The 13,989-nt window shown below is 73.8% G+C and carries 16 protein-coding genes; 9 read left to right on the top strand and 7 right to left on the bottom strand.

All coding sequences use genetic code 11. The features are described 5' to 3' along the window. Window positions 1-80: 80 nt before the first annotated feature. Window positions 81-1,322: a CynX/NimT family MFS transporter gene (locus tag QSK45_RS30080; RefSeq protein WP_285562041.1), complete on the bottom strand. Its 1,242-nt coding sequence runs from the start codon at window positions 1,320-1,322 to the stop codon at window positions 81-83. 59 nt (window positions 1,323-1,381) lie between these two features. Between QSK45_RS30080 and QSK45_RS30075 the strand changes: the two genes are divergently transcribed. Continuing rightward, complete coding sequence (locus QSK45_RS30075; RefSeq protein ID WP_285562040.1) at window positions 1,382-2,065, top strand: FadR/GntR family transcriptional regulator; 684 nt, start codon at window positions 1,382-1,384, stop codon at window positions 2,063-2,065. A 98-nt stretch (window positions 2,066-2,163) separates the two neighbouring features. Then, window positions 2,164-3,057 carry a TIGR01777 family oxidoreductase gene (locus QSK45_RS30070; RefSeq protein ID WP_285562039.1) on the top strand — a complete coding sequence of 298 codons (894 nt, stop codon included), beginning with the start codon at window positions 2,164-2,166 and terminating at the stop codon, window positions 3,055-3,057. A gap of 105 nt (window positions 3,058-3,162) precedes the next feature. Here the strand turns inward: QSK45_RS30070 and QSK45_RS30065 are convergent, their stop codons facing one another. Then, the gene (locus QSK45_RS30065; protein WP_285562038.1) at window positions 3,163-3,657 is read right to left on the bottom strand and encodes a lamin tail domain-containing protein; all 495 of its coding nucleotides are present in this window, start codon (window positions 3,655-3,657) and stop codon (window positions 3,163-3,165) included. Between the two features lie 239 nt (window positions 3,658-3,896). On the opposite strand from QSK45_RS30065, the gene QSK45_RS30060 reads away from it, so the two are divergent. After that, window positions 3,897-4,766: a class II glutamine amidotransferase gene (locus QSK45_RS30060; protein WP_285562037.1), complete on the top strand. Its 870-nt coding sequence runs from the start codon at window positions 3,897-3,899 to the stop codon at window positions 4,764-4,766. A 12-nt stretch (window positions 4,767-4,778) separates the two neighbouring features. Here the strand turns inward: QSK45_RS30060 and QSK45_RS30055 are convergent, their stop codons facing one another. The 4 genes from QSK45_RS30055 to QSK45_RS30040 all read right to left on the bottom strand — a co-directional run bounded on the left by QSK45_RS30055 (window position 4,779) and on the right by QSK45_RS30040 (window position 9,154). Next, complete coding sequence (locus QSK45_RS30055; RefSeq protein ID WP_285562036.1) at window positions 4,779-6,509, bottom strand: LCP family protein; 1,731 nt, start codon at window positions 6,507-6,509, stop codon at window positions 4,779-4,781. Between the two features lie 299 nt (window positions 6,510-6,808). Then, a complete protein-coding gene (locus QSK45_RS30050; protein ID WP_285562035.1) occupies window positions 6,809-7,171 on the bottom strand; it encodes an ArsR/SmtB family transcription factor in 363 nt (120 codons plus the stop codon). 130 nt (window positions 7,172-7,301) lie between these two features. Continuing rightward, window positions 7,302-8,468 (bottom strand): TerD family protein, encoded by a 1,167-nt coding sequence (locus tag QSK45_RS38650; RefSeq protein ID WP_490993636.1) that lies wholly within the window; start codon window positions 8,466-8,468, stop codon window positions 7,302-7,304. 101 nt (window positions 8,469-8,569) lie between these two features. After that, window positions 8,570-9,154, bottom strand: a complete 585-nt coding sequence (locus QSK45_RS30040) for a TerD family protein (protein ID WP_285562034.1) — start codon at window positions 9,152-9,154, stop codon at window positions 8,570-8,572. A gap of 159 nt (window positions 9,155-9,313) precedes the next feature. On the opposite strand from QSK45_RS30040, the gene QSK45_RS30035 reads away from it, so the two are divergent. The 4 genes from QSK45_RS30035 (at window position 9,314) to QSK45_RS30020 (ending at window position 12,027) form a co-directional block, all read left to right on the top strand. Then, a complete protein-coding gene (locus QSK45_RS30035) occupies window positions 9,314-9,691 on the top strand; it encodes a BlaI/MecI/CopY family transcriptional regulator (protein WP_285562033.1) in 378 nt (125 codons plus the stop codon). 6 nt (window positions 9,692-9,697) lie between these two features. Then, window positions 9,698-10,633 (top strand): M56 family metallopeptidase, encoded by a 936-nt coding sequence (locus QSK45_RS30030; RefSeq protein WP_285562032.1) that lies wholly within the window; start codon window positions 9,698-9,700, stop codon window positions 10,631-10,633. Between the two features lie 23 nt (window positions 10,634-10,656). Beyond that, the gene (locus QSK45_RS30025; RefSeq protein WP_285562031.1) at window positions 10,657-11,589 is read left to right on the top strand and encodes an ADP-ribosylglycohydrolase family protein; all 933 of its coding nucleotides are present in this window, start codon (window positions 10,657-10,659) and stop codon (window positions 11,587-11,589) included. A gap of 66 nt (window positions 11,590-11,655) precedes the next feature. Beyond that, complete coding sequence (locus tag QSK45_RS30020) at window positions 11,656-12,027, top strand: STAS domain-containing protein (RefSeq protein ID WP_285562030.1); 372 nt, start codon at window positions 11,656-11,658, stop codon at window positions 12,025-12,027. A gap of 8 nt (window positions 12,028-12,035) precedes the next feature. On the opposite strand, the gene QSK45_RS30015 is transcribed toward QSK45_RS30020, so the two are convergent. After that, window positions 12,036-12,329 carry a hypothetical protein gene (locus tag QSK45_RS30015; protein ID WP_285562029.1) on the bottom strand — a complete coding sequence of 98 codons (294 nt, stop codon included), beginning with the start codon at window positions 12,327-12,329 and terminating at the stop codon, window positions 12,036-12,038. 509 nt (window positions 12,330-12,838) lie between these two features. On the opposite strand from QSK45_RS30015, the gene QSK45_RS30010 reads away from it, so the two are divergent. Together QSK45_RS30010 and QSK45_RS30005 are read left to right on the top strand one after the other, a co-directional pair. Further along, window positions 12,839-13,297: a cyclic nucleotide-binding domain-containing protein gene (locus tag QSK45_RS30010; protein ID WP_285562028.1), complete on the top strand. Its 459-nt coding sequence runs from the start codon at window positions 12,839-12,841 to the stop codon at window positions 13,295-13,297. Between the two features lie 59 nt (window positions 13,298-13,356). Continuing rightward, window positions 13,357-13,968, top strand: coding sequence for a CBS domain-containing protein (locus tag QSK45_RS30005; protein WP_285562093.1), 612 nt, complete (start codon window positions 13,357-13,359; stop codon window positions 13,966-13,968). The last annotated feature ends 21 nt before the right edge of the window (window positions 13,969-13,989 follow it).

The raw sequence follows: 13,989 nt of genomic DNA, 5'->3' as shown, positions 1-13,989 counted from the left end.
CGCCCGGCCGAGCAGGGCGCGGAGTGCGGTTTCACGCTCCGGACGGAGACGGTCCCGAACGCGTGGCGGGTGACACGGTGTCAGCCGACCTGACGGTCACGGCCGGCCAGCAGCCCGGCTCCCGACTGCACGACCGTCAGCGCCATCACGAACACCAGAGGGGTCCGCCAGCCGCCGGAATGCTGGTAGAGGACGCCGACGACGACGGGCCCGGGGATCGACAGCAGATAGCCGAAGCTCTGTACGAAGCCGGAGAGGCGGGCGACGGTGTCCCCGTCCCGGCCGCGCATGCCGATCATCGTCAGGGCCAGCGGAAAGGAGCAGTTGGCCACGCCGAGCAGCGCGGCCCAGAGCCAGGGCGCCGTGGCCGGCGCGGCCCACAGTCCGGCGAAGCCGGCCAGGCCGCACCCGCCGACGAGGAGCGCGATGCCGCTCTGGCCGCGAAGCCGCCCGGCGACGGCGGACAGCACGAAGGACAACGGGACGCCGAGCAGCGAGGTCACGGAGAACAGCAGTCCGGCGGCCTCGGCCGAGAGGCCCGCGTCGCGGAAGATCTGCGGCAGCCAGCCGATGAGGATGTACGCGGCACTGGCCTGGAGGCCGAAGTAGGCGGTGAGCGCCCAGGCCGTCGGATCGCGGGTGAGGCGGACGCCGGCCGCAGGCGTGCGTCGCGGCACCTCTGCGCGCGGACCGGCGGCCCGCGCACGGCGACGGGCCAGACCGAGCCAGGGTGGTACGGCCAGGACGGCGAGCACGGCCCAGCCCCCGAGCCCGAACCGCCAGTCGCCGCCGAGCGCCCGGGTCACCGGCACCGTGATCGCGGCGGCACCGGAGGCGCCGGCGTTCAGCGCCATGGCGTACAGGCCCGTCATCGCGCCGACCCGATCCGGGAATCGCTGCTTGACCACTGCCGGAAGCAGCACGTTGGCGATGGCGATCCCGGCGAGCGCGACGGCGCTGAGCACGACGAAGAGCGTGGCGTTCACGGCGAGCGGACGCAGGGCGAGGCCGAGCGCCAGTGCCACGGAGCCGGCCAGGACGGCTCCGCTCGGGCCGAGGCGCCGGGCCAACCGCGGCGCGGCGAAGCCGACCACCGCGAAACAGGCGGCGGGAACGGACGTCAGCAGCCCCGCGGCGGTGCCGCTCATGGCGAGCGAGGTGCGCACCTCTTCGAGGACCGGGCCCAGGCTGGTGACCGCCGGGCGCAGGTTGAGCGCCGCCATGACGACGGCCAGGACCGCCAGCCGACGCGCCCGCGAGCCTGCCCCCGCGTCCTCGTCGGCACGGGGGGCCTGTCGACTCGTCCGTCCATCGCTCAGCATGGCGCTATGTTGACTCATGGGATGACCCGACGTCCAATGGCCCCTCGTAGAATCAGAGGATGAGTCTGGAGCGTGTCCGTCGCGAAGTGCTGTCCGACCAGGTGATCGACCGGCTGCGGCGCCAGGTCACCTCCGGTGTGTGGCCGGTGGGTACGCGGATTCCCAGTGAGCCGGAGCTGGTCGAGCGACTCGGAGTGGCGCGCAACACCGTCCGGGAGGCCGTGCGGGCCCTCGCCCACACCGGGCTGCTGGAGACCCGGCACGGCTCGGGCACCTACGTGCGGGCGACCAGCGAGTTGGCCGGGGTGATGCGGGCCCGCTTCGCCGAGGCCCCCGCCGACGACGTGAGCGAGGTGCGCGGCGCCCTGGAGACACGGGCGGCACGCCTGGCCGCCGTCAGGCACACCGCGGACGACCTGCGCCGGCTCGACGCCGCGCTCGCCCAGCGGGAGCGGGCGTGGTCGTCCGGTGACCGGATCGTCTTCGTGGACGCCGACGCCGCCTTCCACCTGGCCGTCGTCGCCGCCTCCCACAACGTGGTGCTGATCGGACTGCACGCGGACCTGGGCGAGGTGATCCGCGAGTCGCTGCTCGACCACTTCCGCGACGAGTTGTCGCCCGAGCGGTACCAGGATCACGCGGGGCTCGTGGAGGCGATCCGCGCCCGCGACGCCGAGCGGGCCGCGCGCGAGGCCGGCTCGTACACGGCGGGATGCTCGGCCTGGGCGGTCGCCGACGCCTGAGCACGGTCCGGAGGGGCGCGGCGCAAACCGGTCCGTTTCAGGCTTGAATCGGGAGAGACATCAGCGCACTCTCATCACCACCGCCCCTGGAGGACGCCATGCGCGTCGCGATCACCGGGTCCAACGGACTCATCGGTTCCGCCCTCGTCCGCTCGCTCCTGGACGACGGGCACCAGGTCGTCCGGCTGGTCCGCGGTGCCCCGGCCGCCGGTCCGCGCGACGGCAGCGAGGTGGCACGCTGGGATCCGGCCGGGGGTGAGGTCGCGCTGGCGGGGGCGGAGGCGGTGGTGCACCTGGCGGGAGCCGGGGTCGGGGACAGGCGGTGGACCGCCTCGTACAAGCGGGAGATCCGGGACAGCCGGGTGTGCGGCACCCAGACCATCGCGCGGGCGTGCGCCGGCGCGGCCGTTCCGCCGCGAGTGCTGGTGTCGGCATCCGCGACCGGGTACTACGGGGACACCGGCAGCCGGATCGTGGACGAGAGCGCGCCGGCCGGGAGCGATTTCCTGGCGTCCGTCTGTGTCGCGTGGGAGGCCGCGGCAGGACCGGCGCGGGAGGCCGGAATCCGCGTGGTGCATCCGCGGACCGGGCTGGTGGTCGCGGGCGAGGGCGGAGCCTTCGGGAAGATGCTGCCGTTGTTCCGGCTGGGCCTCGGCGGGCGGCTCGGGTCCGGGGACCAGTACTGGCCGTTCATCTCCCTGACCGACCACATCGCGGCTCTGCGCTTCGCCCTCGACACCGACGCCCTGTCGGGTCCCGTCAACTTCACGGCTCCCGAGCCGCCGACGAACCGTGAGGTCACCCGGGCTCTGGGCCGCTTCCTGCACCGCCCGGCCCTCGCCCCGGTCCCCTCCTTCGCCCTCCGCGCGGCACTCGGCGAGTTCGCGACGAGCATCACGTGCAGTGCGCGCGTCGTCCCGACGGCCCTGTTGAAGGCGGGCTTCACCTTCCGCCATCCGACCTTCGAGCAGGCGCTGGAGTCCATGCTCTGACCGGCCGTCACGCGAGGACCCGCCGTCACACCGAGCGGGCGACGCCCCGCCCCGGAGGGTCCGCGCGCCGCCCGCACCGTCCACCTCGGCCGGTCGGGACCGGGATCAGTGACGGTGGCCGCCCGTGCGGGTCGTGGTGCGGTGCCGGTTCCAGGAGACCTGGTCGACGAGGCGGCCACGGTCGTCACGCAGCTTGGCGGTGTCCGACTTGTCCCAGACCTGGGAGCGGCGGTCCTGGAACAGGTCGGACCCGGTGTCGTGGCCGACTCCGGTGTGGACACGGACCGTGGCGCGGGCGCCGAGGGAGTAGTGGCGGAACGTGAAGGTGTGTCCGGCGGCGTCCGACAGCGTCCAGCCGTTCAGGTTCACCGCCCGGCGCGACTCGTTGGTCACGGCCACCCACTGCTGGTCCAGCGCGCCGTCGGACCGGGCGCCCCGGCCCGTGGCGCCGTGGCGCACATCGCTGATGTACACCACACCGTGCGAGCGGCCCGAGTGCCGGCCGGCGGCCGCGGCGGGCAGCGCGGCACCGACGACGGCGGCCGCGACGGCGGTGGCGGCGGTCAGGCGGCGAACGGTCGTGAGAACGGAAACGGACACAGAGGTCCCCCTTGTGCGCGTGGTGCTGTGCGTGGTGCTGGTGACGGCCGGGTGACCGCACCCCCACACTGTGCAGGGCCTGTGCAGGGCTTCGGGGGGATTCCGAGCGGAAAACGGGACGCGTTGCGGTTCCTTCAGGTTCCCATGACTCTCACCCCCTCCTGCCGGTATCTTCCTTTTGCCTGGGGTATGAACGGATTGACCTTCTGTTCGGAGGTGCCGTCTGTGCGGAGGACCCCGTGTGCCGCTTGTTCGGGCTGACCAGCGCTCCCCGGCGCACCCGTGCCACCTTCTGGCTGCTGGAGGCACCCGACAGCCTCAGCGCGCAGAGCCACCGGGAGCCGGACGGCACCGGGCTCGGGTACTACGGGGCCGACGGCACACCCGAGGTGCACAAGGCGCCGATCGCCGCGTACGAGGACCGCGCCTTCGCCGAGGAGGCCCGGGACGTGGAGTCCGCCACCTTCCTCGCGCACATCCGGTACGCCTCGACGGGCGGCCTGGACGTGCGCAACACCCACCCCTTCGAGCAGCGGGGCCGCCTGCTGGCGCACAACGGGGTGATCGAGGGACTCGACCTGCTCGACCGCCACCTGGGCGAGGACCGCGCCCTGGTCCGTGGCGACACCGACTCCGAGCGGTTCTTCGCCCTCGTGACCCGGGAGACCGAGGCCCACGGCGGTGACGTGGCGGCGGGGCTCGTGGCCGCGGCCCGGTGGGTCGCCGGGAACCTGCCGCTGTTCGCGCTGAACGTCATCCTCGTGACGGCCGGCGAACTGTGGGCCCTGCGCTACCCGGACACCCACGAGCTGTACGTCCTGGAGCGGCCGGCCGGCGGCCATCACGGCTCACGCCATCTCGACCACACCGGCCGGCACGGGCGGCTGCGGGTGCGCTCGGCGGCGCTGGCCGGCCTCTCCTCCGCCGTCGTGGCCAGCGAGCCCATGGACGAGGACCCGCGCTGGCGGCTGCTCGCACCCGGCGAGCTGCTGCACGTGGGCGGCCGTCTCGACGTCACCTCCCGCATCGCGCTGCCCGATCCGCCGGCGCATCCGCTCACCCTCGCCGACCTGCGTCCCGACGCGGCGGCCTCGCAGCGGCCCGTCTGACGGCACCGGGGCTCAGGAGTCGGAGTCCGGCTTGTTCCGGGCCTCCGCGTACGCCTCGGACGGCGTCATGGGCACCCCGTTGAGCGTGACCGTCCTGTACGAGCTGACCTTGGCGCACGCCTTGGCCTGGTCGGCCGTCGAGGCGTGGGCGTTGGAGACCGCCGTCTTGGTGTCGGCGGGGCCCGTGGAGCCGCCGGGGAAGGTGGTGCCGCTGGTCCAGTCGCCACCGATGACCAGGGTCAGGCCGGTGCCGGTGCCCTGCTTGAGGTGCGAGCCGGACAGGCCGAGAGCCTTGGCGACCGTCTGGGCCGCGCCCTTCTGACCGTCGCCATAGGTCAGCGTGGTGGTCGCCGCCGGGCTCGGCGCGTTGGCGGTGGTCGTACCGGAGCCGAAGCCCTGGTCGGTGAGCGCGGTGGCGATGGCGGAGGCGCGGCCGGTGACGGCGGTGCCGTTCTCGACCGTCACGGCGATCTGCGCGGCGGGCACGCTCGGCGTGGTGGCCTTCTTGGCGGCGGAGGCCGCCGCGCTCTTGCCGCCGGACCCGGTCGTCAGGGACTGGTCGTTGGCGATGGTGGCGAAGAGTGTCTTGGCGCCGGGGCCCACCACCACACGGTTGTCGTCGGACGGGTCGGCCGCCGTCTGCATGGTGGTGAAGGTCATCCGCTTGGTGGGGACCTTGTTCACGTCCGAGGCGAGCGCGATCAGTTTCTTCACCGTGCCGAGCCCGTCGTCCACGGTGAGCGCCTTGGTGGCGGCGTCCGCGAGATCGTAGACCGCGCCGGGGTCGGTGAGCGTGCCCGCGCTCTTGAACTTGCGGATCATCGAGCTGAGGAAGATGTGCTGGGAGATCGTACGACCCAGGTCGCTGCCGTCGCCGAAACCGTGCCGGGAGCGCACGAACTCCAGGGCCGCGACGCCCTTGAGGGTGTGCGTGCCCTTGGACAGCTTCAGGTGCGAGTAGGTGTCGTAGACGTTGTCACTGACGCACACGGGGACGCCGCCGACCGCGTCGGACATCTTGACCACGCCGGAGAAGTCGAGCTTGACGAAGTGGTCGATGGGGATGCCGGTGAGCTGGTGGACGGTCGCCACCTGGCAGGCGGGGCCGTACTGGAGGGCGCTGTTGATCTGGCCGAAGTAGCCCGCGGTGGACTGGCCGTTCTCGGTGTTCTTGCACGCCGGGACCTGCGTCATGGTGTCGCGCGGGATGCTCATCACGGTGGCGTTGGAGCGGTCGGCGGATATGTGCACCACCATCTCCACGTCCGCGTTGCTGCCGGTCTGCACGCCGGTGTGGGAACAGCCGCCGCCGAGCTTGCAGTCCGCCGCGCTGGTGCGCCCGTCCGAGCCCATCACCAGGATGTTGATCGGGGTGCGGCCGAAGGCGTCGGCCTTCTCGGTGCCGCCCTTGCCGTCGAGGGAGAGGCTGTGGATGTTGCCGTTCAAGTGCTCGTAGAACCACCAGCCCGCGCCGGCGGTGACCACGATGAGCGTCGACAGGGATATCGCGACGGTCTTCAGCACGCGCTTGCCGCGCGGCGCCGGGCGGGCCCTGCGGGCACGTCTTCCCCCGCGGGAGCGGGCCGCCGCGCGGGCCGCGGCCCGGCCGCCCTGGGGGCGGTCCTCGTCAGCGCGTGGTGCCTCGGAACGCGCGGCGTCCGGCTCGGACGCCCGCTGGCCGGGCACCCGCCGGTCGCGGCGGCGTGTGGCCTGGCCGGCCGGCCCGTCCCACGGGTCGCTCATCTCCCACTCCCCTGAACGGTCGGGCCGGGCCGTCGACGCTGCGGCCGGGCGTGCGCGGTGGTGTACGAGGCGGTGCCGTGCCGCCCCACCTCGATTGCGTAGTTGCGCAATCTAACAAACAAATGGCCCGGAACAGCAGGGATGCACACGAGATTCACAGGTGAGGCACCTCATCGCACCCACGGGCCGGGCGAGGTGGTACGGCAGCCGGAGTTTACGCGCCCCGTCTATGAGCGGAGCGTACAGGCGGGGGTTCTTACCCGGACCGGCTGCCCGGTGGCCGGAAGGAGCGGTGACGGTCAGCCGCCGATCCCGTGCAGCCGGCGAACGGGGGCGGCGGTGTGCCGGGCGCGGGCGGTGAGCTGGCCGACCATCACGCGGACCAGGGTCACGACGTCCGGATCGTCGATGTAGTACACCTGCCGCCGGCCCTCGCGGCGGGAGCGGACGAGCCCGGCGAGCTTCAGCTTCGCCAGGTGCTGGCTGACCGCGGGCAGCGCGCCGCCCACCCGGTCGGCGAGGTGTGTGACATCGCTCTCACCCTGTGCCAGGGCCCACATCAGATGGAGCCGGGCGGAGGAGGCGAGCAGTCCGAACGCGGCGGCGGCCTCGGTCAGCACCTCGGCGGGCGGATCGTCGTAGCCCCCGGCGATGTCCGTCACGACCTTCTCCCGTCCCCGCCCTCAGCCCAGCCGACGCAGATGCGCCGACCCAGTGTAGGCGTCCGGTCGCGGCGGCGGTCCGGACCCGCCGCCGGACCGGGGAGTTCGAGTCATCCGCGCGAGGCGGACGTCACTCCTCGAAGAAGTTGTTGACGACGTCCGGCTCGTCGTCGTCGAACGCCTCGTTCAGCAGCGCGCCGCCGACGAGTCCGGCCGCACCGGCGCCGATGACCGCGCCCGCGCCGAACCGGCGGCCGCCGTGCTCTCCGTGGCCGTGGTGGTGGCCGTGGTGACGGTCGTCGTACGGCTGGGCGTATCCCTGCTGCGGATAACCCTGAGGGGGGTAGCCCTGCGGCGCGTAACCCTGCGGTACCGGCTGGGGGTAACCCTGCTGGGGCGGGGTGTAGAAGGGCGGCACCGTGCTCTGCACCCGCTGGGCGCAGCCGCCGCACGTCTGGACGGGGCGGGGCACGCCCCACTGCGGGGACCAGGTCACGGTCACCACGCCAGGGCCGTGGTCGGGGTCGAAGAAACAGGTCATGGGGGAACTCCCGGGGGAGGGCGGGGACACGGCGGACGCGGGGGCGACGGGCGGTGCGGGCACGGCCTGCGGGACGGGCGGTGCGGGGGCGGCGTACGGACCCGGAGCCTTCCGGGGCGCCGGGTCGGACACCGGCATCGGACCCGGCCCCCGAGCGGCCTCGGGCCCCGGCGCCGGTTCACCCGCCGTCTCCCGCGGCACGGTCACCCCGTAGTCGCCCGCGAGGCCCGCGAGACCCGAGGCGTAACCCTGGCCCACCGCGCGGAACTTCCAGTCCGCGCCGTGCCGGTACAGCTCGCCGAGGACCAGTGCCGTCTCGTTCCCGAGGGCCGCGCCGGTCAGCTCGAAGCGGGCCAGTTCGGTGTCGCCGTCCTCGTCGAGGACGCGGATGCGGGCCTGCCGCACCTGTCCGAAGGTGTCGCCGTGCCCCGCCGCCCCGTTCGGGAACACCGGGAAGACGACCTTGTCCACGGCGGCCGGGACCCGGGTGAGGTCGATCCGGATCCGCTGGTCGTCCCCGCCGACGGGTCCGCCCCGGCCGGAGTGCCGGACCGATCCGTCGGGACTGCGCGGGTTGTCGCGGCGGACGAAGTGCTCGTCGGACGGCACCCAGCCGGAGCCGTCGCAGAGCAACGCGCCGGCGTCCAGCTCGCAGCCGCTCCCGGCCTGCCAGCCCAGCCCGACCGTCACGGCGGTCAGCCCCGGGGCCTGTCTGCTCAGCGACACGTTGCCGCCCTTGGCCAGGGTCGCGCTCATGCATGTCCTCCAGGGCCACCGCGGGAAACCGCGTCCAGGATGATCAACGAGTTCCGCCCCTCACCGGTTCCATGTTCACGCAATGATCGGATCAAGACCGTTCACAGATGGGCGGAGATCGCGGGCAGCAGGTCCTGGAAGGTGCGCCCCGACGCCGGTTCGCCGAGGGCCTGCAACTGCCGGCCCGCGCCCGCGCGGTGGAGCTTCGCCATGATCTGCGCCGTGCAGGCGCCGCCGCCGCTGAGGGTGTAGCGGGCGAGTTCCTCGCCGGTCCGCTCGTCGACGAGGCGGCAGAAGGCGTCCCGCACCTCGCCGAAGGTCTGTCCCGTGAAGGAGTTGACGGTGAACACGATCTGGTCGACCTGGCCGGGGACGCGCGCCAGGTCCACCAGGATGACCTCGTCGTCGCTCCCGGCGCCCGCGCCGCCGACGAGGTTGTCACCGAGGTGCCGTACCGAACCGTCGTCGCTCGCCAGATGGCGGAAGAAGACGACGTCCGCGAGTCGCCCGCCCGCGAACAGCAGGGCGGAGGCGTCGAGGTCGATCTCCCGGGTGCCGGCCAGTCTGGCCAGGAACCCCTTGCGCGGTGCGGCCCGCCAGCCCAGGCCCATCCGCACGGCGTTCAGCGCGCCGCCGTCCGTCTTGTCGAGGCTGATCCGCTGACCCTTGCTCAGGTTGACCGACACGGGTCCGCTCCCTTGGTCTCGTCGCCCTCACCGGTTCGCCGATGTGAATCTACAACACTGTAGAAGGATGAGGGCGCATCTCCGCTCGGTACGATGTGACGCTCCTTCGGCAACGAGGGGTCGGGGCAGGGAAGCGGCGGGCTGGAAGGGAGATCGCGGGTGGCGGAGCCGGACGCGCACCGTCGGCGCAGGGCGCAGGGGGCGTTGGAGACACGGGTGCTCGGGGCGCTGCACGAGGCCGGCGGTCCGGTGACCGCGGGCTGGGTGCGGGACCATCTGGCCGCCGGGCTCGCCTACACGACCGTGATGACGGTCCTCGGCCGGCTGCTGGCGAAGAACGCCGTCACCCGCAGGCGCGAGGGGCGCTCCTTCGTATGGCTGCCGGCCGCGGACGAGGCGGGGCTCGCCGCGCTGAAGATGCGCCGGGTCCTGGACGGGGAGCAGGACCGGCGGGCGGTGCTCGCCAGCTTCATCACCGCGCTGCCGGAGGGCGACGAGCGACTGCTGCGCGAACTGCTGGAATCCGGCGACGGCTGAACGCGCATGGGAATCTTCGTCTTCCTGCCCCTGGTCCTGCCGCTGACCGCCTGGCCGATCGCCCGGCTGGCCGAGCAGCGGCTGCACCCGCGCACCGCGACCGTGCTGCTGACGTCGGTGTCCACCGTGATGGCGCTGTGCAGCACGGTCTGCCTGGCGCTGCTGATGGTGGTCGGCACCGCCCAGCTCCCGGGCAATCCGCTGCCGGACGGCTGGTCGGACCCGGAGGTGCGCGAAAGCGTGCCCCGGCACGAGATCGCGGGCAAGGCCGCGATTCCCGCGCTGCTCGCGGTCGTCGCCGCGGGCTGCCGTACGCTGACGCGTCATGTGCGGGTACGGCGGCGGGCCCACCGCGCGCTCGCCGGGTTACCGCGCACGGAGGTGGCGGTGCTGCCGGACCCGGTGCCGTACGCCTACGCGCTGCCGGGCGGGCGGCGGGAGAGGGTCGTGGTGTCCACGGGCATGCTCGGGGCCCTGGCCTCCCGGGAGCGGCGCGCGCTGTTCGCACACGAGCGGGCCCATCTCGCCGCCCGGCACCACCGTCATCTGCTGCTGGTGCAACTGGCCGCCTGCGCCAACCCGTTCCTGCTGCCGCTGCGCACGGCGGTGGCGTACGCGGCGGAACGGTGGGCCGACGAGGACGCCGCGCGGGCCGTGGGCAGCCGCAGGGCCGTGGCCCACGCGATCGGCCGGGCGGCGCTGGCCTCCGCCCGGCCGGCGCCCGCGCCGACGCTGCCCGCGCTCGCCGCGCCCGGCCCGCTCCCCCGCCGGGTCGCCGCCCTGCTGGGACCGGCCCCGGCGGCGCGCGCCTGGCCGTCCCTGTTCACGGCGGCCGGCCTCGCGGTGTGGACCGCGGCCACCGGCGCCGCCCTGTCGGCGATGTTCTCGGCCAACTCGGCACTCACCCTGCTGTTCCTGCTGCGCACCGCCGCTCCGCTGTGACCCGCGAGGGAGAATCGTCGACCATGACCGCGACCACGGACCGGGCCGCCGCCCGCCGCAGCCTGGAGGGCCTGGCGCTCGGCGACGCCTTCGGCGAACGCTGGTTCCCGCTCTTCCGTGAACCCCGCCGCGCCCTGCGGGAGATACGCGACCGGCGCACCCCCGAGGAGTCGCCGTGGCACTGGACCGACGACACGGCGATGGCCCTCGCCCTGCTGCGGGTGCTGGACGAACACGGCGAGGTACGCCCGCGCGAGCTGGCCCTGGCCTTCGCGCTCGGCTATGCCGCCGATCCCGCGCGCGGTTACGGCCACGGCATGCACCAGTTGCTGCCCCGGCTGCGCGAACTCCCCGGTCAGTGGCGGGAGTTCGCGCGGGAGCTGTTCGGCGGGGAGGGCAGTCTCGGCAACGGCGCGGCCATGCGGGTGGCGCCGCTGGGCGCGTTCTTCCACGGCAGCCTCCCGCGGGTCGTGGCGGAGGCCGGGCGCTCCGCGGAGGTCACCCACGCCCACCCCGAGGGCGTGGCCGGAGCGGTCGCCGTCGCCGTCGCGGCCGCGCTGTCCGCGCGGGGTTCGCTGACCGTCGCCGAGGTGGTGGCCCTGACTCCCGACGGCGCGGTCCGGGACGGGCTGGCCCGCGCCGCCGAGGTCCCCTTCGCCACCGAGCCGTGGCGCGCCTCGGACCTGCTCGGCAACGGGCAGCGGATCCGCGCCGGCGACACGGTGCCCTTCGCCGTGTGGTGCGCGGCCCGCCATCCCGACGACCTGGTGTCCGCCCTGTGGAGCACGGCGGAGGGGTTCGGCGACGTCGACACCACGTGCGCCATCGCCGGCGGCATCGTGGCCGCGCGCACCGGCGTGGCGGCCGTGCCGCGGGAATGGCTGGAGCGCCGGGAGCCGCTGCCGGGAGGCAGTGGTCCGGCATCGTCGCGGGAATCCGGGGCAGGCGGCCGGTGAACGGGGGTCCGGCCAGGGACCTTCGGAGACCGTGGGACAGGGACCTTCGAACAGGCCGAGGTACGTGTGACAGACAGTGCGAGCACCGACGAACCACTGGAACCGGACGGGCTGACGGTCGACCGCGCCCCGCTCGACGGGGCCGTCGTCGTGACCGTGACCGGTGAGGTCGACCACCGGACCGCGGGCACGCTGCGGCGCGCGCTGATGCCCGCGGACGCCGTGGACGTGCCCCGCACGGTCGCCGACCTCGCCGGGGTCGGGTTCATGGACTCCAGCGGCATCAACGTCCTCATCGCCGCCCACCAGGCCCATGAGCCGGCCGGCTGGCTGCGCCTGGCCGGGGTGCGCAGACCGGTGCTGCGCACCCTGGAGATGGTCGGGCTCACCGGCCTGATCGGCTGCTATCCGAGCGTGGAGGCGGCGCTGGACGCCTGACGCGGCCGCTAGGAGGTGGCGGTCTGGTGCGCCCGCGGGACGGTCGCCTCGGCGCCGGCCCTGATCGACTCGACCACCTCCTGGTGCAGGTCACGGCTGCCGCGCTCGGAGTGGCAGAGCACCGGGCTGCCGCTGAGCGTGAACCACTGGGAGGTGCCGCTGTACTGCACCGACACATCGGCCTTGCGGCCGTCCCAGGTGGTGTGGACGGTCAGGTCGCCGGTGAGGATGCCCGCCTCGACGGTGCGGGCGCCGCCCCGGCCGGTGAAGACCCCGGGGGTGGTCCACGATGCGAAGACCATGCTCTCAGCCTCTCTTCTCCGCTCCACGCCCCCTTGACGGGTTTGCGTGTTTTCGTCCCCCTACGCTTGTCCTCCATGGTGCGTCATCGGAGCGCCGCGTGGATGGGGCCGTCCGGCCCTCTTGCCGGGGCGTCCCGGTGCCGGACGGCACTGGTGCGCCGACGGATCCCGTGATGTGCTGGGGAGTGGCGGGAAGAGCCGATCGAGACGCGGAGGAGCGGCCGGCAGCCGCGCACCGCGCAATCAGGATCCGCGAGAAGCGGGTGGCCCTTCCCGCCCTGATCCGTGCCCGCCCGGCTCCCCCGTCCGCAGTACGCGTACCCGGATGCCCGGGTGGTGCGGGAAGCCCGCGTGTCCCCTCGCGTCCGCACCCGCGCCGCCCGCGCCTGAGCCCGTCCATGAGCCCGTACGTGGGCCGAAAGTCCCCGCGCCGGGTCCGGGCGACCTGTGGCGGCGCCGGGCGCTCGCACCCACGCTGGGAACACCACCCCAGGAAGGGAGCCGGTGCGATGACCTCCGCCACCACCATGACCACGGCGCTCGAACCCCCGCAGCGCGATCGCCTGATGAACCTCGCCCGCGAGGTCTCCTTCGAGGCCGGCACGCGGCTCTTCGAGGAGGGGCGGCGCGCCGACCGCTTCTGGATCGTGCGCACCGGCACCGTCGCCCTGGACCTGCGCGTGCCCGGCCGCCGCCCCGCCGTCATCGAGACCCTCGGCCACGGCGAACTGGTCGGCTGGTCCTGGCACTTCCCGCCGCACATCTGGCAGCTGGGTGCCGAGGCGATGAGCCCCGTGCGGGCCTGGGAGTTCGACGCCGGCTCCGTGCTCGCCCTGTGCGACGAGGACCCGGAGTTCGGGCGGGCGATCGCCCTCTGGGTCGGCCGCGTGGTCGCCCAGCGGCTGCACGCCTCCCGCGTCCGGCTGCTCGACCTCTACGCCCCCTACGGCAGCGGGAGCGCCGAGTGACCGCCCGGCCGCCCGGGGAGGAGCCGTCGACCGGCAGCCCCCACCGGGTGGGCGACGTGATGACGCGCGCCGTGGTGGCGGTGGGGCGTACGGCCCTGTTCAAGGACATCGTGGCGCGGATGGAGCAGTGGAACGTCAGCGCCCTGCCGGTGCTGGAGGGCGACGGCCGCGTGGTCGGCGTGGTCTCCGAGGCGGATCTGCTGCCCAAGGAGGAGTTCCGGGACAGCGATCCCGACCGGATGACCCAGCGGCGCCGGCTGGGCGACCTGGCCAAGGCCGGGGCGGTGACCGCGGAGGAGGTGATGAGCACGCCCGCGATCAGCGTGCACGCCGACGCCACGCTCGCCGAGGCGGCGCGCATCATGGCGCTCAAGCGCGTCAAGCGGCTGCCGGTGGTGACGGCGGAGGGCGTGCTGGAGGGCGTGGTCAGCCGGGGCGATCTGCTCAAGGTGTTCCTGCGCGAGGACCGCGAGCTGGCCGACGAGATCCGGCGCGAGGTGCTGGACGTGCTGTTCCCGGCGCCGGTCGAGCCGCTGCACGTCGTCGTGGTCGACGGGGTGGTGACGCTGACGGGGAAGGTCGCGGACGGGACGCGGATCCCGCTCGCGGTGCGGATGGTGCGGGGGGTGGAGGGCGTGGTGGGGGTGGACTGTCATCTGGCGGAGGGCTGAGCGCCGTGGCCGCCGTACTCC

Source organism: Streptomyces hygroscopicus subsp. hygroscopicus (assembly GCF_030269125.1).
Taxonomy (GTDB): domain Bacteria; phylum Actinomycetota; class Actinomycetes; order Streptomycetales; family Streptomycetaceae; genus Streptomyces; species Streptomyces hygroscopicus_C.
Note: the sequence above shows the minus strand (reverse complement) of the source record. Positions and strands in the feature narration are given on the sequence as shown.